Below are 18268 nucleotides of genomic sequence, written 5' to 3'. Positions count from 1 at the left end.
ATGGCCCGTTTTTTCATTGACCGCCCGATTTTTGCCTGGGTGGTCGCGATCGTCATCATGCTTGCCGGCGTGATTTCGATCCTCAGCCTGCCGATCGCGCAGTACCCGAGCATCGCTCCGCCGTCGATTTCGATCAGCGGCTCCTACCCTGGCGCCTCCGCCAAGACCGTGGAAGATGCCGTCACCCAGGTCATCGAACAAAAGATGAAGGGTATCGACGGCTTGCGCTACATGTCTTCGTCGAGCGATGCGACTGGCGGCATCAGCATCACGCTGACGTTTACCAGCGGCACCAATCCCGACATCGCCCAGGTGCAGGTACAGAACAAGCTGCAGCTGGCCACGCCACTGCTGCCGACGGCTGTCACGCAACAGGGTCTTGTCGTGTCGAAAGCCACGAAGAACTTCCTGATGGTGTTCGGCTTCATTTCCGAAAACGGCAAGATGGACCAGACCGACTTGAGCGACTATGTGGCCGCCAACGTCGTCGATCCGCTCAGCCGTGTTGCCGGCGTGGGCGACGTGACCCTGTTCGGTTCGCAGTACGCCATGCGTATCTGGCTCGACCCGGCCAAGCTGCAAAGCTTCAACCTGACCCCGGCGGACGTGATCACGGCCGTGCAGGCGCAGAATGCGGAAGTGTCGGCCGGTGAACTGGGCGGCACGCCGTCCGTCAAGGGCCAGCAGCTGAACGCCACCGTCTCGGCGCAGAGCCGCTTGCAAACGGTGGAGCAGTTCGGCGCCATCTTGCTGAAAACCACCACCGAGGGCGCCATGGTGCACCTGAAGGACGTGGCCAGCATGGAACTGGGCCGCGAGAACTACAACACCGTGGCCCGCTACAACGGCCATGCGGCGACCGGCGTGGCGATCAAGCTGGCGACGGGTGCCAACGCGCTCGATACGGCCAACGCGGCGAAAGCCATGCTGGGCAACCTGAGCAAGCAATTCCCTGAAGGCATGAGCTACCAGGTGGCGTTCGACACGACCCCGTTCGTGAAACTGTCGATCGAAGAAGTGGTGAAAACCCTGGTCGAAGCCGTCATCCTGGTATTCCTGGTGATGTATCTGTTCCTGCAAAACTTCCGCGCCACCCTGATCCCGACCATGGCTGTGCCGGTCGTGCTGCTTGGTACCTTCGGCATCCTGAATGCGTTCGGCTATTCGATCAATACCTTGACCATGTTCGCCATGGTGCTGGCCATCGGCCTGCTGGTCGATGATGCGATCGTGGTGGTGGAAAACGTCGAGCGCGTGATGAGCGAAGAGGGCTTGTCGCCGCTGGAAGCGACGCGCAAGTCCATGACGCAGATCACGGGCGCGCTGGTCGGTATCGCCATGGTGCTGTCGGCCGTGTTCGTGCCGATGGCCTTCTTCGGCGGTTCGACGGGCGTGATTTACCGCCAGTTCTCGATCACGATCGTCTCGTCGATGGTGCTGTCCGTCGTCGTCGCGCTGGTGTTTACGCCAGCCTTGTGCGCGACGTTGCTGAAACCGGTCGAAAAGGGCCATCACGCAACGAACAAGGGTTTCTTCGGCTGGTTCAACCGCAGCTTCGATAGCAGCAGCAACAAATACCAGGGCATGGTCGGCAGCATGATCCGCCACCGCGCCCGCTCGATGCTGTTGTACGTCATCCTGCTGGCCGGCCTGGTATTCGTCTTCATGCGCCTGCCGACCTCCTTCCTGCCGGAAGAAGACCAGGGCATCCTGTTTACGCAGATTCAATTGCCGACGGGCGCCACGCAAGAGCGCACCCTGAAAGTGATCGAGCAGGTCGAAGACCACTTCATGAACAGCGAGAAAGACAACGTCGCTTCCGTGTTTGCCGTGGCCGGTTTCAGCTTCGGCGGTAACGGCCAGAATACGGGTATCGCCTTTGTGCGCCTGAAAGACTGGTCGCTGCGCAAGGACGTGGCGCAAAAAGCGCCGGCCGTGGCCGGCCGCGCCATGGGCAAGCTGTTGCAGATCAAGGATGCGATGGTGTTCACGTTCGCCCCGCCTGCCGTGCTGGAACTGGGTAACGCCACCGGTTTCGACATGCAGTTGCAGGATATCGGCGGTGTCGGCCATGACGCCCTGATGGCGGCGCGTAACCAGTTGCTGGGCATGGCGTCGCAGAATCCCGCCATGGTCGGCGTGCGTCCGAACGGCCAGGAAGATACGCCGCAGTACAAGATCGACATCGACCAGCAGAAAGCTACCGCGCTGGGCCTGCAGATCGCGGAAATCAACCGCGTGCTGAGCGTGGGCTGGGGTAGTTCGTATGTGAACGACTTCCTCGACCGCGGCCGTGTGAAGAAAGTGTTCATGCAAGGTAATGCCGAATCGCGCATGCTGCCGGAAGACTTGAACAAATGGTTCGTGCGCAATAGCGCTGGCCAGATGGTGCCGTTCTCGGCTTTCGCCACGGGCAAGTGGATCTACGCTTCGCCACGCCTGGAACGCTACAACGGCTTGCCGTCGGTAGAGATCCTCGGTACCCCGGCGCCGGGCCAGAGCACGGGCGCCGCCATGAACGCGATGGAAGAGATGGTCGCCAAGCTGCCGCCAGGCATCGGCATGAGCTGGACCGGCGTGTCGCTGGAAGAGCGCGAATCCGGTTCGCAGACGCCGCAGCTGTACGCGCTGTCCTTGCTGATCGTGTTCCTGTGCCTGGCCGCGCTGTATGAAAGCTGGTCGATTCCTTTCTCGGTGCTGCTGGTGGTACCGCTGGGCGTGATCGGCGCCGTGCTGGGCACGTGGTTCTTCGGCCTGTCGAACGACGTGTACTTCCAGGTGGGCTTGCTCACGGTGGTGGGTCTGTCGGCGAAGAATGCGATTCTGATCGTCGAATTCGCCAAGGAAATGCAGGAATCGGGCATGTCGCTGCTGGACGCGACCTTGCATGCGGTGCGTCTGCGTCTGCGTCCGATTCTGATGACCTCGATCGCTTTCGGTCTGGGCGTGTTGCCACTGGCCATTTCCAGCGGCGCCGGTTCCGGCAGCCAGAACGCCATCGGTATCGGCGTGCTGGGCGGCATGTTGACGGCCACGTTCCTCGGTATCTTCTTCGTGCCGGTGTTCTTCGTGCTGGTGCGCGGCTTCTTCTCGAAGTCGGACGCGCCCACCACGCCGGCGACGCCTGGCTCGCCAGCCGTCACGCTTTCTAAGGATGCGCATTAATATGAAAAAAACGCTACTCTCCATGGCGGCACTGGCCTTGCTGGCCGGTTGCAGCCTGGCTCCCACGTACGAGCGTCCGGCAGCGCCGGCGCCCACGGCGTGGCCGACCGGTCCTTCCTACAAGGCCGACACGGCCGCCGCCGACGCCAAGCCGGTGGCGGACGTCGCCTGGCGCGAGTTCTTTGCCGATGCGCGTTTGCGCCAGGTACTGGAACTGGCGCTGGCCAACAACCGCGACCTGCGCGTCTCGATCCTGAACATCGAGAAGGCGCGCGCCACCTACGGCATCGAACGCGCCGCCCTGATCCCGACCCTGTCGGCCTCGGGTGGCCAATCGGCCACGCGCATCTCGAAAAACCAGAGCGCCACGGGCGAAGCGTCCATCAACCGCCAGTACACGGCGAACCTGGGCGTGTCGGCGTACGAGCTGGACTTCTTCGGCCGCGTGCGCAGCCTGTCCGACAGCGCGCTGGAGCAATATCTGGGCACGGAAGAAGCACGCCGTGCACAGCAGATCAGCCTGGTGGCCGAAGTGGCCAGCACCTATCTGAACCTGGTGGCCGACCAGCAGCGCCTGCGCGTGGCGCAAGATACCTTGAAGAGCCAGCAGTCGTCGTATGACCTGGCCGTGCGCCGCTTCAGTGCCGGCGCTACCTCGGGCCTGGACAAGTACGATGCCCAGACCAGTGTGGAATCGGCCCGTTCCGACGTGGCCGTCTACACAAGCCAGGTGGCGCTCGACCAGAACGCGCTGGTGCTGCTGGTGGGCGGCCCCGTGCCGGCCGACCTGCTGCCGCAAGCCGAGTTCGGCGCCGTGACGGCGCTGGCGGACATTCCGTCCGGCGTGCCGTCGGACGTGCTGCAACGCCGTCCCGACGTGCTGGCGGCCGAGCGCACCTTGCGCGCGGCCAACGCCAACATCGGCGCGGCGCGCGCGGCTTTCTTCCCGCGCATTTCGCTGACGGCGACGGCGGGTTCGGTCAGCGACAACCTGTCCGGCCTGTTCAAGGGCGGCAGCGGCACGTGGAGTTTCCTGCCGCAGATCAGCTTGCCGATCTTCGATGGCGGCGTGAACCGCGCCAACCTCGATATCGCCAAGGTGCAGCGTGAAATCTCCGTGGCGCAATACGAAAAGGCGATCCAGGTCGCCTTCCGTGAAGTGTCCGATGCGCTGGCCCAGCGCGGCACCATCGACGAGCGCCTGCAGTCGCAGGTCTCGCTGGTCGAGGCGTCGACGAAGAGCTACACCATCCACGATGCGCGTTACAAGCAGGGCGCCGAGTCCTATCTGAACGCCCTGGTGGCCCAGCGCGCGCTGTACACGGCGCAGCAAAGCCTGATCACGGCGCGCCTGGCCAAGTCGACCAACCTGGTCACCCTGTACAAGGTACTGGGCGGCGGTTGGCAGCCTGAGCAGACAGCCGTCGCGGCGGCTGGCGGCACCCAATAACGACGGGGACGCCGACGCCGGCCTTGCCCTTGTCCGCAGGGGCAAGGCCGGCGCGCTACTGGAAAATCATGAACCAAGTTGAAAAGAAGCATCCGGACCCGGAGCGCGCCAACACGCGGCGCAAGCAGGTGCTCGATGCGGCCGAAAGCTGTTTCAGCCGCCGCGGCTTTCACGGTGCCAGCATGGCCGAGATATCGAAAGCGGCCGGCATGAGCGCGGGCCACATCTATAATTATTTTGACAGCAAGGATGCGATCATCGCCGCCTTCGTCATGAAGAACACCGAGCGGGTGTCGAACCTGATGCAGGATCTGGCGCAGCGCGAAGACCCGTTGCAGTCCGTGATCGACAATGCGGGCGAGCACGTGCTGGAAAGCCTTGATCCGAAAACGTGGGTGATGCCGCTGGAAATTTTTGCCGAGGCCTCGCGCAATCCCGCCATTGCCGAAATGCTGCATTGTGCTGACCGGCGTTCGCGCGCCCTGTTCCTGACGATCATCCGCGACGCGCGTATCAAGCGCGGCCTGCCGGCCGACGAAGAGATGCTCGAAGGGCGCTTGAATGCCATGATCGCCATGTACCAGGGCTTGCCCGTGCGCGTGGTGCACAATCCCGACGTCAAGGTCGAACCGCTGATCGCCGGTTTCCGCATCGTCCTGACGGCGCTGCTGCTGAGCGAATAGGGCGCCCGGCCGCGCCATGCAAAAAAGTTTGCGCAGTTCGATATGAATCATGCGCAAAGCATGGCAAAAACCTAAAAGCGTCTGCTATAATTCCCACCTCGTCGGGGCGTAGCGCAGCCTGGTAGCGTACATGCATGGGGTGCATGGGGTCGGAAGTTCGAATCTTCTCGCCCCGACCATTAGATTCAAGGAGTTACAGCGAAAGCTGTATAGAAACCCAGTACTATATATTATACGTTTGTATAATATTGGTGCTGGGTTTTCCCGTTTACATGACGTATGATTTTCATTGCCGCATGCTGATGTCCGCTATCGGCTGCGGATTCAATCCGTGGTCGCAACACTCTAACCTAAACACCTAGGCTACAGGAGTGTTGAAGATGAAACAGAAACCACGAATTTATTACACCGAGAACCAGAAGGCCTTGATGTGGGAACGCTGGAAGCAAGGCGACTCCTTGCAGATGATAGCCCAGCTATTTGATCGCAATCATTCGTCGATACAGCAGATTCTGGCCGAATCTGGTGGCATACGGCCAGCGCAGCGATGCCGTTCCAGACTGGCCCTGACACTGGCCGAGCGCGAGGAGGTATCGCGTGCAATCGTTACCGGCATATCCATCCGCGCGCTGGCCAGACGCCTCGGACGCGCACTATCGACCATCAGCAGGGAACTCAAGCGCAATGGTGGCCGCGAAGCATATCGTGCAACTCAAGCCGATCAGCATGCTTGGGATCAGACGCGGCGCCCCAAACCTTGTAAGCTGACGGAGAACCGCATGTTGGCCAACATGGTTGCCAGCAAGCTCCAATTGCAGTGGTCGCCAGAACAGATTGCTGGCTGGCTCAAGCAGCTGTTCACGGGCCACGAGGAGTATCACGTGTCGCACGAAACCATTTACCGCAGCCTCTATATCCAAGCCCGAGGCGCTTTAAAGAAGGAGCTGCTGGAACACTTGCGCCGTACGCGCGCCATGCGCCGCTCACGTCATCACACCCAAAAGACGGACAACCACGGCAGAATTGTCGACGCGGTGTCGATCAGCGAACGTCCAGCGACGGCAATGGATCGAGCGGTGCCTGGGCATTGGGAAGGGGATCTGCTATGTGGCAGCCACAACAGCCAGATCGTGACCTTGGTTGAGCGCCAGACGCGCTATGTCATGCTGATAAAGGTCGCCGCCAAGAATACCGAAACGGTGGTCAACGCATTGATCGACAATGCCCGCAGGCTCCCCCAAGAACTATATAAATCACTGACCTGGGATCGTGGCAGCGAGCTCGCTGGGCATAAACGCTTTACATTGGCCACCGACATCCAGGTCTACTTCTGCGATCCACAGAATCCATTGCAACGCGGTTCAAATGAAAATACCAACGGCCTGTTGCGCCAGTATTTCCCCAAGGGGCTGGATATTTCCACGTATTCGCAAGAGCAACTCGATGCGGTAGCCAGAAGACTTAACGAGCGCCCCAGGAAGACGCTACACTACCAAACACCGGCTCAACGATTTGAACAGTGTGTTGCATTGACCGATTGAATCCGCAGGCGAAAGCAGCCATCCAGCGTTGACAGAGGATGGCGGCTATTTGCAAAAGTCGGGCTTTACTCAAGCCAGGGTAAGGTCATCGGAATCTCGGAAACATCCGCAATCACTTCCTTGATGTAGATCTCCGTAATCTTGCCTGAAGTGTGCACCAGGCGCTTTTGAATGTCGCTGCGGTTCTTGCCACGCCGCGCCGCGTCCGTGGCCGCCAAGGCCCGGATATCGCGGAATACGACGTCATCCTTCATGCCAATGCGCTCCTTTGCGCGGTCCCACATTGAACTGAGGCCGAAGCGGGTGTAGGCGCCGCCTTTTTGCGTCGGGAACACAAACTGGCTGATCAGCCCATACTTGATTTTCAGTCCACGGGCGCGGGTGATCACTTCGCCAATCTCAGGCGTGACAACAATATCGACTGCCTTGCCGCTGGTTTTTTGCGTCTTGCTTGGCTTGATCCTGATCCGTCCATTCTCGATCTGCGATTCTTTCAGCATGCGGATATCGATGCCGCGCGCCCACCATATGCGCCGTCAGTGTTCGTTTGCTGGCCGGATTGACCCTCTCAGTTTGCCCCTCCCGCCATGTCCTCGCGAAGGCCACGTCCTTGTCGTAAGATCCCTCGAATCCCAATTCCTTCAAGTCTTCATGGATCTGTTTCAGCGTGCGCCGTTGCTTGCGTGATCGCGCCGTCTCGGTTTTCAGGAACGCAGAAAGCTGGAACGCGTATTGGTCGATGGTCCGGGTGGAGCGCCGCTCAGAGTAGGCTGGCTCAATGGTTTCCGATCGCAGATAGCGTCGTTCAGAAATACGCTTGACCGACGTGCTGTTCAGCCACTTCGCGCGCCAATGTTGCTGAAAAAATGGATGGATCAGCGCTTCCCTAAGCTATTCTCCTCAAAGCATTTGCCGACAGGCGCCCGGCGGCTTGCCGATGACGCGCTTGAAAGCACGACTGAACGCGGCTTGAGATGTATAGCCAAGACGTCGGGCGACGACGTCGATGGACACTGTTTCGTGAGTGAGCAATTGTGTGGCAAGACGCATTCTCAATTCCGTGGCATAGCGCAAGGGCGGCACTCCGATGGTGGTTTCAAAGCGTCGTGCGAAGACAGAGCGGGAGATATGACACTCCGCAGCCAACTGTGCAACTGTCCACTCACGACCAGGCTGGCGGTGCAGCGCCAATATGGCACGAGCAAGGCGCGGATCACGCAATGCGGCGAGGAGGCCAGAAGCGTTTTCACAACCGCATTCAATCCAGCCGCGCACGATCATTGCTGCCGCGACCTCCGCGAGGCGAGCCAGAATGCCTGCAAAGCCAATACGGCCGGCGCAGATTTCACGCTTCATTGAATCAAGAACAGGCAGTAAGCCAGGATAGTCTTGCGCTTGCGTGTCAGCCACCATGATGGTTGGCATCAGCTTGCCGATCCCTTGCATCCCGCCGAGATCGAATTCCATGCAGCCGTAAAAAATAACCGCACTGGGCATGGGGTGCGTACTGGGACATGTGTCTACTCCGCTAACGGATTCACCAAGGGGCGCGGTATCGAACTCTTCGATGTCCTGAAATGCAATACCCGCATCCGATAGAAGCTGATGTCTCCTGCCGTGAGGCATGAACGCCGCGCTACCGGCGGACAGCTGATGCAACTCACCATCATCCGTACATATGTAGGCAGTGCCTACGGCCAGGAAGTGGAAGTAGGCGTGGCCTGGCTTGTCTTCAAAGCCCATGCCGAAAGCTGGACCGGTCTGAATGCGGCGGTACTGGACTCCACGCAGGCGCATACCCGTCAATAGTTCACTGACGAGATTAGATGATGGAGAAATTTGATTTTGCTTGCTCATTTTAGGTGTTTCGGTCAAAACATCAGGACTTGTCATCATAGATCATCCTGAATTTTAGCTCTAGACTTTCGACTCCGATTGTTTTAGGGATTCTAGAGATGAACAACGATGTTTTTGCTACCAAGCAAACGCCCAACGCGAACGATGTATCTGTTTTAGAGCCAGCGGCGGCAGCATGGATGGCCGTGCTTTCACTGGCAATGGGGGTTTTCGGTTTACTGACGGCGGAGTACCTGCCAGCCAGTCTATTGACCCCGATGGCCTTCGATCTTGGCGTATCGGAGGCACTAGCTGGCCAGGCAGTGACGGTGACGGCCGTGGTGGCCATGTTCGCCGGGCTGTTGGTGCCAGGTCTCACGCGTCATTTTGACCGGCGTGTCGTCTTGTTGGCTTTCACCGTGCTGATGATCGCCTCCAACCTGCTGGTGGCGTTGTCCTCAAGCTTGACAGTATTGTTGGTGATGCGCATTCTTCTGGGCGTCGCGCTAGGCGGCTTTTGGAGCATGGCGGCAGCCGTGGCTATGCGGCTGGTGCCGGCGAGGTTGGTGCCGCGAGCGCTATCCATCATATTCAGCGGCATCGCCATCGGGACGGTCGTTTCTGTACCGTTAGGCAGCTACTTAGGCGGGCTATATGGCTGGCGCAGTGCATTTATAGCAGCTGCGGCTGTCGGAGGGCTAACACTTGTGTTTCAATTGTTCACGCTGCCCCGTATGGCGCCGCGCACGATGATGCGCACCACATCGGTACTGGGATTGCTCCGTCGCCCGGGGATCGGGATCGGGATGTTGGGCTGCGTACTTGCCCATACGGGGCAATATGCATTGTTCACCTACATTCGCCCCGCTCTTGAAAGCGTTGTCCAAATAGATGTAAACGATTTGTCTCTGATGCTCCTGGGTTTTGGTGTCGCCAACTTCGTTGGCACGCTGCTGGCCGGCTGGCTAATGGAGCGTAGCCTGCGTGCTACTTTAGTGCTCATGCCTGCGCTGGTGGGCTTGGCGGCATTCGGCATGATCTTGCTGCCAGTCCAAGGAACAGGCCTGATGCTTTTGGTCGCTCTGTGGGGCCTGGCGTTCGGCGGCGTACCTGTCGCCTGGTCCAACTGGGTAGCCCGTGCCGTTCCTGATCAAGCGGAGACAGCTGGTGGCATGGTCGTCGCTGCGGTGCAATCTTCAATAGCTGCCGGCGCTGCATTGGGTGGCATTATGTTCGGGTTGGGCGGAGTCACGGGCGTTTTCATTATTGCTGGCGTGGTGATGCTGTTCGCTGCTCTCGTTATCGCTTCAAGAGTGCGAGTCGAATTGCCGCAGCACGGTGCGACCGCTGCCCCAGTGCTGCACGGTTGAGCGTAAGCTACATCCGAATTTTCAATATTTGGGTGACGTCAGCCGAAAATTTCCCATTACCGTCGGGCTTGGCGCTGCTGCGGTTCATCGGCGCCATCCCACATCGAACTGAGGTCCGATCGGGCGTAGGCGATCACTTCGGTAGTCTCAGGCATGACGGCGATATCGACAGTATTGCCACTGTTTTTTTGTGTGTTTTGCTTGGCTTGATCCTGATCCGCCCACCCTCGATCCGTGATTCTTTCAGTATGCGTATATCTGTGCCGCGCGCCCACGGCAGGTAGGACATGTCGATTTGATCGATAGGGTTGTCCTGGCGCAGGCCCAGATGCGGCGTTCCCCAATCCATCCGCGCCAAGAAAATATCGACACGGTGCGCACCACCGCGCCGATCCGCCACAGCCATCACATTGATAAAAAAGCTTGACCTTCCAAGTGTGTCAGGTCGGATAAAGGCAATGGGAGTTGTTTCAGCTCAACAAAACCATGTCGACTCCAGTCGCGAAAGGCACAATGATGAAAGTCACACCAATAACCCTGATCCCCGCGGTGCTGGTCACCGCGCTTGCCGTCAGCGGATGCAAGCAGACGGCATCGCCTGCCGCTGCGGCCAAGCCGCCCGGCGTTCCCGTTGCCGAAGTGATCGTTCGCCAGGCAACACCGTACGTCGAGTTCAACGGCTCGCTGACCGCCGTCAAGCGAGTTGAGTTGCGCCCGCAGGTGGCCGGCTACCTGCAGGACGTGAGCGTGCCGGAAGGCCGCTTTGTCGAGAAGGGCAGCAAGCTCTTTGTGATCGATCCGCGCGTGTTCCAGGCTGCGGTGCATGCCGCCACGGCGCGCCTGCGCGAGGCTGAGGCGGCGTCGATGCTGGCCCAGGCCGAGCATGAACGGGCCGAACAGCTGTTCGCCAGGAAGATCGTCGCGCGCGACCGTCTCGACGTGGCAACGGCGGCGCTGCATGCGGGCAAGGCACAGGTCGATGCCGCCAAGGCCGCGCTCGACGCCGCGCAACTGGAGCTCGGTTTCACGCGCGTCACGGCGCCGATCAGCGGACGTGTCGGCCAAGTCCTCGTCACCGAGGGCAACTACGTCGCCAGCGGCGTGACGCCCCTGACGACGATCGTTTCCATCGATCCCCTGCACGTCTATTTCGATGTCGATGAACGCACCTATTTGCGCTCGCTCGCCGCCGGCCGTGCCAGCGCCACCGCGCGTGGGGCGCAGGCGGCCAAGGTCATGGTGGCATTGGCCACGGACAAGACATACACGCGTCCCGGCCGTGTCGATTTCCTGGCCAACGCGGCTGACCGCGGCACGGGAACGGTGCGTGTCCGCGCCGTGGTCGACAACCCCGATGGAAAGCTGACGCCCGGCCTGTTTGCCAAGGTCAGGCTGGAGACGGGGGCGCAGCAAGCCAGGGTGCTGGTGTCCGATCAATCGATAGGCACGGACCAGGGACGCCGCTATGTGCTCGTGGTCGGCAAAGGCGACAAGACGGAGTTCCGGCCCGTCGAGCTTGGCCCGATGGTCGATGGTTTGCGCGTGATCGAGCAGGGACTGCAGCCCGGCGAGCGCATCGTCGTCAAGGGCCTCGTGCGCCCTGGCATGCAGGTGACGCCGCAGTCGGCCGCGATTGACGGCACGCCCATCGCCGTGCCGAAAACCTCGGGAGCCGCGTAATGTCCTTCCCACGTTTCTTCATCGACCGTCCGATCTTTGCCATCGTCCTCTCGGTCCTGATGGTGCTCGCCGGCATCGTTGCCTTCTTCCAGATGCCGCTCAGCGAGTATCCTGCGGTGACGCCGCCGACCGTGCAGGTGAGCGCCGCTTATCCTGGCGCCAATCCCAAGGTGATCGCCGAAACGGTGGCGGCGCCGCTCGAGCAGGCCATTACCGGGGTCGAGGGCATGCAGTACATGTCGTCGCAATCGGCAACCGACGGCCGCATGACCTTGACCGTTACTTTCGCGCAGGGGACGAATGCCGACATGGCGCAGGTCCAGGTGCAGAACCGGGTCGCGCGCGCTCTGCCGCGTTTGCCTGAAGAAGTGCAGCGCCAGGGCGTCGTCACGCAGAAAACCTCGCCGGACATCCTGATGGTGGTGCACCTGCTGTCGCCCGACAAGCGCTACGATCCCCTGTACATATCGAATTACGCCTACCTGCAGGTGCGCGACGAGCTGTCCCGCATCCCCGGCATCAGCGACGTCCTCGTCTGGGGCGCGGGCGAATACAGCATGCGGCTGTGGCTCGACCCGAACCTGATCGCCGCACGCGGCCTGACGGCCGGCGAGGTGATTGCCGCCGTGCGCGAACAGAACGTGCAGGTGGCCGCCGGTTCCGTCGGCCAGTCTCCCGATTCCAGTGCCGCCTTCCAGGTGACGGTCAACACGCTCGGACGCTTGACCGACGAGGAACAGTTCGGCGACATCATCATCCGCACGGGCGCCGAAGGCCAGGTGACGCGCTTGCGCGACGTGGCACGCATCGAGATGGGCGCCGACGCGTATGCGCTGCGCAGCCTGCTGGACGGCGAGCCGGCCGTCGCCTTGCAAATCATTCAAAGCCCAGGCGCCAATGCGCTCGACGTTGCGCAGGCGGTACGCGATACCATGCAGCGGCTGGAGGAAAATTTCCCGGCGGGATTGAGCTCGCGCATCGCCTATGACCCGACGGTCTTTGTGCGTGCCTCGCTGGAATCGGTGGCAACGACTTTGCTCGAGGCGATCATTCTCGTCGTCATCGTGGTGGTGCTGTTCCTGCGCAACTGGCGCGCGTCGCTGATTCCCCTCATGGCGGTGCCGGTCTCGCTGATCGGCACCTTCGCCGTCATGCATCTGATGGGCTTCTCGCTCAACACCCTGTCCCTGTTCGGCCTGGTGCTGTCGATCGGCATCGTCGTCGACGACGCCATCGTGGTGGTCGAGAACGTCGAACGCCACATCGAAAACGGCGAAGAGCCCAGGCAGGCGGCGAGGCGCGCCATGGACGAAGTTACGGGTCCCATCATCGCGATCACCTCGGTGCTCGCCGCCGTGTTCATTCCGACCGCCTTCCTGAGCGGCCTGCAGGGCGAGTTCTACCGCCAGTTCGCGCTGACGATCGCCATCTCGACCATCTTGTCGGCCGTCAATTCGCTCACGCTCAGCCCGGCGCTTGCCGGCATTCTGCTCAAGCCAGGCAAGGTCAAGGCCGGGGCCGAGGCCGTGCATGATGCGCGCAGCCTGCGTGGCCGCGCCGAGCGCCTGTTGCAGATGCTGGGCCGGCCGTTCCAGCGCGCGCCGGACGCTTATGGCAACACGGTGCGCAAAGTCGTCAGGGTCAGCGGCGTGGCCTTGCTCGTGTACGGCGGCCTGCTCGCGCTGACCTTCTTCGGCTTCAAGGCCGTGCCGCCGGGCTTCGTGCCGATGCAGGACAAATACTATCTGGTGGCGATCGCCCAGCTGCCCAACTCGTCATCGCTGGACCGGACCGACGCCGTCGCCAAGCAGATGTCGAAGATTGCGCTGGCCGAACCTGGCGTTGAAAGCGTCGTTGCCTTCCCCGGCTTGTCGATCAACGGCTTCGTCAACGTGCCGAACGCCGCCGTCATGTTCGTCATGCTCGACCCGTTCAAGGCCCGCACGACGCCCGACCTCACGGCAAACGCGATCGCCGGGCGCCTGCAGGCGAAGTTCGCCGGGATTCCCGACGGTTTCCTCGGTGTATTCCCGCCGCCGCCGGTCCCCGGCCTTGGCGCGACCGGCGGCTTCAAGATGCTGGTCGAGGACCGTGGCAGCGCCGGGCTCGATGCCCTGGTGCAGCAGACGCATATCCTGATGACCAAGGCAAGCGAGTCGGGACAGGTGGCCGGCCTCATGACCAGCCTGGACGTCAATGCCCCGCAGCTCGAGGTCGCCATCGACCGTACCCAGGTCAAGAGCCAGGGAGTACGCCTGGCCGACGTGTTCGAGTCGCTGCAGATCTACCTCGGTTCCCTCTACGTCAACGATTTCAACCGCTTCGGCCGGACCTACAAGGTAACGGCCCAGGCCGACGCGGAGCATCGCATGCAGGCCGAGGCCATCGGCCGCTTGCAGGTGCGTAACGCGGCCGGCGACATGCTGCCCTTGTCATCGTTTGTTACCGTCACGCCCAGTTCCGGTCCGGACCGCGTGGTTCACTACAATGGCTATCCGTCGGCCGACATCTCGGGTGGCGCGATGCCAGGCGTCAGTTCGGGGCAGGCCGTGGCCGTCATGGAACGGCTGGCGAAGGAGGTGCTGCCTGAAGGCATGAGCTTTGAATGGACTGATCTTACCTACCAGCAAAAGCTGGCCGGCGATTCGGCGCTGTTCATCTTCCCGCTGTGTGTGCTGCTCGCCTATCTGATCCTGGCCGCGCAGTACAACAGCTGGCTGCTGCCGCTGGCCGTCCTGCTGATCGTACCGATGTGTCTGCTGAGCGCGATCATCGGCGTGTGGCTGGCGGGCGGTGACAACAACATCTTTGTGCAGATCGGGCTGATCGTGCTCGTCGGACTGGCGGCCAAGAACGCCATCCTCATTGTCGAGTTCGCACGTAGCCTGGAAATGGAAGGGGCGAGCGCGCTCGATGCGGTCATCGAAGCTTGCCGGTTGCGGCTGCGGCCCATCCTGATGACCTCGCTTGCCTTCATCGCTGGCGTCGTGCCGCTGGTCTTCGCCAGTGGCGCCGGCTCCGAGATGCGCCAGGCCATGGGCATCGCGGTGTTTGCCGGCATGCTGGGCGTGACGTTGTTCGGATTGTTCCTCACGCCTGTGTTTTATGTGGTGATGCGCGCCCTGGCGGCCCGCTTCGAACGCCACAAGCCAACGACCCAGACAAGCATGCACAGGAGCGCATCATGAATCGCCCGTATCAAACAATTTTAGTCTCATTGAGTGGGCTCACGTTGCTGGCCGGCTGCGCGGTCGGCCCCGATTATGCGCCGCCTTTGCCGCCGCCGCTGTCCGCATCGCAGTTTTCCGGCAGCGCAGCCCACGCCCACGCCGGTCTCGCGCCGGGGGCGGTCGAGGTGGCGTGGTGGCGCAGCTTCGACGACCCGGCGCTCGTCACCCTGATCCAGCGGGCGCTGGCGGCGAACCACGACGTCGGCATCGCTGCCGCCCGGCTCGCGGAGGCAAAAGCCTTGCTGCGCGAAGACCGGCAGGGCTTCCTGCCGCAAGGTGGCGCCGCGCTCGGGTATGAGAAGAGCCGCCTGAGCAAGGCCGAAACGCTGCCCGGCCAGCCGCGCCGGAGCGAAAGCTATCGCGGCACCGTCGATGCGTCCTGGGAGATCGACCTGTTCGGCCGCGTGCGGCGGTCCGTGGAGGCGGGCCAGGCGCAGGCGGGCTCACGCGAGGCCTTGCTGCGCGGCGTGCAGGCGGGCGTGGCCGCCACGGTGGCGGCCACCTGGTTCGAGCTGGGCGGCATCGAAGCTGAAATTGCTGTCGTTGCCAGCATCACCCAAAGCCAGCGCGACAGCCTGGCGCTCGTTGAGCGCATGGTGAGTGCAGGCTCTGCCAGCGAACTCGACCGGCTCCGTGCCGAGGCCTTGCTGCGCTCGGTGGAGGTGGCCGCGCCCGAACTGGAGCGCCGCCGCGCGGCCTCCGTCAACGCGCTGGCCGTCCTGCTTGGCGAAGTGCCGCAGACGTTCAGCCTTCCCGCCGCCACGCCGGCAAGTGACGCGCTGACGGTGCGGACGATCGCCGTGGGCGATCCTGCCGGGCTGCTCGCGCGGCGCGCCGATATCGCGGCGGCCGAGCGCAACCTGGCTGCCGCGACCGCCCGCATCGGCATAGAGACGGCTGGCCTGTATCCCGAGGTCCAGGTAAGGGGTTCCATCGGACTCGTCGCGGGCAGCCTCGATGCAATGGGCGACGCTGGCATGCAATCGAGCTTTCTCGGCCCCGTCATCCGCTGGAATCTGCTCGATACGGGGCGCGTGCGCGCCCGCATCGCCGCCAGCGAGGCACGCACCCGGGAGGCCCTGCTCGTCTACGACCAGACCGTCCTGCGCGCACTGCAGGAAACGGACGATGCCTTCAAAGCCCATGGCGCGGCAGGCAGCACGCTTGGGCTGCGGCTGATGGAGGCGGCGGCAAATCGCGAGGCTGCGCGTCTTGCCAAGCTACAGTTTTCCGCAGGTGCAGGCCTCTACCTGGAGGTGCTCGAAGCGGAACGGGCCGACTTTGCCAGCCGTCGCGCGCTGGCCGTCGCGCGCACCAACCAGCGGCTTGCCGTTGTCAGCATCTACAAGGCGCTGGGCGGCGGCTGGGAGATCTGCGCGCAGGCAAGCGACGACTGTGAAGGCGCCGGGTCGCTTCCGCGGACGAAGCAACTCGCCGGCAGGCCTTGATCTTGTTGCGCGCGGGCAACCGCTAGGCTTCGTAGACTATCCTGTAGAGATTGCCTTTGCGCTGGATGCGCGCGAAGCCGAGTTCGCCAAGGTGCATGCCGGCGATGAGGATGTTGTCGGCGCTGACCACATCGAGCAGTGTCGAGCGTGTTTCGGACGACAGCAGGGGATCCTGGTCGAATGCAATGGATACGTCGGGACGCGCAATCTGGATTTGGGGGAAATGCACAATATCCCCCCAAATCAACAGACTGCGGCCACCGGATTCGATGCGATAACCGGAATGGCCTGCGGTATGGCCGGGAAGAGGCATGGCACTAATGCCCGGGAGAACCTCGTTCCCGGTAAACAGGCGCAACTTCTCACGATACTTGTCAAACACCTTGCGGGCAAACAGAAAGTTGCCGCGAGCGCGCTCACTGGCTCGGCTGAGATTGCCATCGTCCTCCCAGAAAGCAACCTCGTGCTGGTGAACCACCAGCTGCGCATCGGGAAAGGCGGCTTCTCCTGACGCATCAAGCAGCCCGCCGACATGATCGGGATGCGCATGCGTCAGCAGTATCGTGTCGATGTCGGAGGCTTGTACGCCAGCCAGCGCAAGATTGACTTTCAGCTTGCCACCCCATTGCTTGAATCCGCCCGCACCCGCATCAATCAGGATTGTGCGGCCACGGCCGCGCACCAGATAGCAGTTGATATGGATGGAAGAGGGATCGCTCACACCTGCGTCCTGCTGCAGTTTTGACGCATCCATCGAACCGATATTGGAGAGCAAATCCAGACTGGCGGACAGGTATCCGTCACTGATGGCCGTGATCGAAAACTCGCCTATCTGCTGGCTGGGAAATGGTATGTGATCCATTGCTGTATTCCTCAATAATAATCAATTGCGTGCATGAATGGCCGGGGCCGTATAGCCAAAACAGCGGATGCGTGCAGCAAGGCCGGTATTTGCTTTGATGATGGTCTCCAGCCTTTCCATGAACACATCCATGACTGCTTTCGTCCTGAACGGTACAAGCCGGTATTGGATTTCCGCATAGGCCGGATTCCCCCGGCCATGACGGACACCGACATAGATGATGTGCACGTTCTCCAGCGCAGCTTCAAGCATCCCTGTGCAGAGTTCGGTACATTGGTCGGTGAGCGCCGCCAGATTTGCATCCGGCGGCATCATTTCTGTTGGCATGAAAATCGTCACGTTGGGCATGTGGGCTCTACCGCGAAATTTGATGAGCGATGTCACTGCCATTCGTCAATTGACCGGTCATGGGCGCATACAGATGGACGCCCTCGGGAAGCTGTTCCATGCCGGGGCCAGTGGCACGCCCCATCTTCGCCACCCATCGATGTTCAGGGAACCTTTCCAACGCGACAGCCTGCATCCGACAAGGAGCGAGGCCCATGTCGATGAGCGGCTCCGGGCCGACCGTACTCGTCACCAGATAGTCGTCTGCGCCGATGGCCGGTGCGCGCTCAAGGCCGGCATACAGATTGCGGTGCCAGTCGCTGATGTGTTGTTGCCAGCGCGCGAAATTGCCGCCGCCTTTCTGGCGATACTCCTGTCCCTGAAGCACATCGAGATTGTCGATCGTATGCATGGCGAGGTAGACAGGGCAACCGGCGCTCAAGGCCTTGAAGCGCTGCGAGGTATGGAAGCCGCTCACTGAAATGAGCGCGGGCAGTTTTTCCTGGCTATAGAAATGATTCCACTCCGCTTCACTGGCGGGATCGGCAAAGCTGCATTCGACGGTATATATCATGAGGTCACTCGTGGCCGGACGCTTTGCGCGCCGGCCTTCCTTGTTGATGTTCAATCATTGTGCGCCGTGAATTTCGCCGTATAAATCGATTTTTTGGTATCC

The 18268-nt window shown here is 61.5% G+C and carries 13 protein-coding genes and 1 tRNA gene; 9 read left to right on the top strand and 5 right to left on the bottom strand.

All coding sequences use genetic code 11. The features are described 5' to 3' along the window. The 5 genes from MRBLMS1_RS06610 to MRBLMS1_RS06590 all read left to right on the top strand — a co-directional run bounded on the left by MRBLMS1_RS06610 (nucleotide 1) and on the right by MRBLMS1_RS06590 (nucleotide 6839). A complete protein-coding gene (locus tag MRBLMS1_RS06610) occupies nucleotides 1-3165 on the top strand; it encodes an efflux RND transporter permease subunit (protein ID WP_456150614.1) in 3165 nt (1054 codons plus the stop codon). Nucleotide 3166: 1 nt separating this feature from the next. Then, the gene (gene adeC / locus MRBLMS1_RS06605) at nucleotides 3167-4615 is read left to right on the top strand and encodes an AdeC/AdeK/OprM family multidrug efflux complex outer membrane factor (RefSeq protein WP_485878470.1); all 1449 of its coding nucleotides are present in this window, start codon (nucleotides 3167-3169) and stop codon (nucleotides 4613-4615) included. 68 nt (nucleotides 4616-4683) lie between these two features. Then, nucleotides 4684-5298: a TetR/AcrR family transcriptional regulator gene (locus MRBLMS1_RS06600; protein WP_034752166.1), complete on the top strand. Its 615-nt coding sequence runs from the start codon at nucleotides 4684-4686 to the stop codon at nucleotides 5296-5298. A 102-nt stretch (nucleotides 5299-5400) separates the two neighbouring features. After that, nucleotides 5401-5477, top strand: a tRNA-Pro gene (locus tag MRBLMS1_RS06595). Nucleotides 5478-5678: 201 nt separating this feature from the next. After that, the gene (locus MRBLMS1_RS06590; RefSeq protein WP_485878468.1) at nucleotides 5679-6839 is read left to right on the top strand and encodes an IS30 family transposase; all 1161 of its coding nucleotides are present in this window, start codon (nucleotides 5679-5681) and stop codon (nucleotides 6837-6839) included. A 65-nt stretch (nucleotides 6840-6904) separates the two neighbouring features. On the opposite strand, the gene MRBLMS1_RS06585 is transcribed toward MRBLMS1_RS06590, so the two are convergent. Beyond that, nucleotides 6905-7339, bottom strand: coding sequence for a tyrosine-type recombinase/integrase (locus MRBLMS1_RS06585; RefSeq protein WP_485878467.1), 435 nt, complete (start codon nucleotides 7337-7339; stop codon nucleotides 6905-6907). Nucleotides 7340-7739: 400 nt separating this feature from the next. Beyond that, nucleotides 7740-8735, bottom strand: a complete 996-nt coding sequence (locus MRBLMS1_RS06580) for a cupin domain-containing protein (RefSeq protein WP_485878466.1) — start codon at nucleotides 8733-8735, stop codon at nucleotides 7740-7742. A gap of 59 nt (nucleotides 8736-8794) precedes the next feature. Between MRBLMS1_RS06580 and MRBLMS1_RS06575 the strand changes: the two genes are divergently transcribed. The 4 genes from MRBLMS1_RS06575 to MRBLMS1_RS06560 all read left to right on the top strand — a co-directional run bounded on the left by MRBLMS1_RS06575 (nucleotide 8795) and on the right by MRBLMS1_RS06560 (nucleotide 16403). Next, nucleotides 8795-10045, top strand: a complete 1251-nt coding sequence (locus tag MRBLMS1_RS06575; RefSeq protein WP_485878465.1) for an MFS transporter — start codon at nucleotides 8795-8797, stop codon at nucleotides 10043-10045. A gap of 513 nt (nucleotides 10046-10558) precedes the next feature. After that, nucleotides 10559-11725, top strand: coding sequence for an efflux RND transporter periplasmic adaptor subunit (locus MRBLMS1_RS06570; protein ID WP_485878464.1), 1167 nt, complete (start codon nucleotides 10559-10561; stop codon nucleotides 11723-11725). After that, nucleotides 11725-14913, top strand: coding sequence for an efflux RND transporter permease subunit (locus MRBLMS1_RS06565; protein ID WP_485878463.1), 3189 nt, complete (start codon nucleotides 11725-11727; stop codon nucleotides 14911-14913). Before MRBLMS1_RS06570 ends, MRBLMS1_RS06565 begins: the two co-directional genes overlap by 1 nt. Beyond that, nucleotides 14910-16403, top strand: a complete 1494-nt coding sequence (locus tag MRBLMS1_RS06560) for an efflux transporter outer membrane subunit (protein ID WP_485878461.1) — start codon at nucleotides 14910-14912, stop codon at nucleotides 16401-16403. The genes MRBLMS1_RS06565 and MRBLMS1_RS06560 overlap by 4 nt, the downstream gene beginning before the upstream one ends. A 22-nt stretch (nucleotides 16404-16425) precedes the next feature. Here MRBLMS1_RS06560 and MRBLMS1_RS06555 read toward each other — a convergent pair whose 3' ends face one another. The 3 genes from MRBLMS1_RS06555 to MRBLMS1_RS06545 are packed head-to-tail and all read right to left on the bottom strand — an operon-like array spanning nucleotide 16426 to nucleotide 18166. Then, the gene (locus MRBLMS1_RS06555) at nucleotides 16426-17265 is read right to left on the bottom strand and encodes an MBL fold metallo-hydrolase (protein WP_485878459.1); all 840 of its coding nucleotides are present in this window, start codon (nucleotides 17263-17265) and stop codon (nucleotides 16426-16428) included. Nucleotides 17266-17286: 21 nt separating this feature from the next. Then, nucleotides 17287-17613, bottom strand: a complete 327-nt coding sequence (locus MRBLMS1_RS06550; protein WP_485878457.1) for a hypothetical protein — start codon at nucleotides 17611-17613, stop codon at nucleotides 17287-17289. A 7-nt stretch (nucleotides 17614-17620) separates the two neighbouring features. Next, on the bottom strand, nucleotides 17621-18166 hold the full coding sequence (locus tag MRBLMS1_RS06545) for a sugar ABC transporter (protein WP_485878987.1): 546 nt from the start codon (nucleotides 18164-18166) through the stop codon (nucleotides 17621-17623). Nucleotides 18167-18268: the final 102 nt, after the last annotated feature.

It is taken from the genome of Massilia sp. LMS1-1-1.1, assembly GCF_040815535.1.
In the GTDB taxonomy this organism is placed as follows: domain Bacteria; phylum Pseudomonadota; class Gammaproteobacteria; order Burkholderiales; family Burkholderiaceae_D; genus Janthinobacterium; species Janthinobacterium aestuarii.
This window is presented reverse-complemented; position numbering and strand designations above follow the sequence as displayed.

What these genes read in the sequence shown, in the direction of transcription:
- MRBLMS1_RS06550 (WP_485878457.1), bottom strand. Translation starts at nt 17,613, where the DNA reads ATGCCCAACGTGACGATTTTCATGCCAACAGAAATGATGCCGCCGGAT.
- MRBLMS1_RS06610 (WP_456150614.1), top strand. Translation starts at nt 1, where the DNA reads ATGGCCCGTTTTTTCATTGACCGCCCGATTTTTGCCTGGGTGGTCGCG.
- MRBLMS1_RS06590 (WP_485878468.1), top strand. Translation starts at nt 5,679, where the DNA reads ATGAAACAGAAACCACGAATTTATTACACCGAGAACCAGAAGGCCTTG.
- MRBLMS1_RS06570 (WP_485878464.1), top strand. Translation starts at nt 10,559, where the DNA reads ATGATGAAAGTCACACCAATAACCCTGATCCCCGCGGTGCTGGTCACC.
- MRBLMS1_RS06585 (WP_485878467.1), bottom strand. Translation starts at nt 7,339, where the DNA reads ATGCTGAAAGAATCGCAGATCGAGAATGGACGGATCAGGATCAAGCCA.
- MRBLMS1_RS06545 (WP_485878987.1), bottom strand. Translation starts at nt 18,166, where the DNA reads ATGATATATACCGTCGAATGCAGCTTTGCCGATCCCGCCAGTGAAGCG.
- MRBLMS1_RS06575 (WP_485878465.1), top strand. Translation starts at nt 8,795, where the DNA reads ATGAACAACGATGTTTTTGCTACCAAGCAAACGCCCAACGCGAACGAT.
- MRBLMS1_RS06555 (WP_485878459.1), bottom strand. Translation starts at nt 17,265, where the DNA reads ATGGATCACATACCATTTCCCAGCCAGCAGATAGGCGAGTTTTCGATC.
- MRBLMS1_RS06580 (WP_485878466.1), bottom strand. Translation starts at nt 8,735, where the DNA reads ATGATGACAAGTCCTGATGTTTTGACCGAAACACCTAAAATGAGCAAG.
- MRBLMS1_RS06560 (WP_485878461.1), top strand. Translation starts at nt 14,910, where the DNA reads ATGAATCGCCCGTATCAAACAATTTTAGTCTCATTGAGTGGGCTCACG.
- adeC (WP_485878470.1), top strand. Translation starts at nt 3,167, where the DNA reads ATGAAAAAAACGCTACTCTCCATGGCGGCACTGGCCTTGCTGGCCGGT.
- MRBLMS1_RS06600 (WP_034752166.1), top strand. Translation starts at nt 4,684, where the DNA reads ATGAACCAAGTTGAAAAGAAGCATCCGGACCCGGAGCGCGCCAACACG.
- MRBLMS1_RS06565 (WP_485878463.1), top strand. Translation starts at nt 11,725, where the DNA reads ATGTCCTTCCCACGTTTCTTCATCGACCGTCCGATCTTTGCCATCGTC.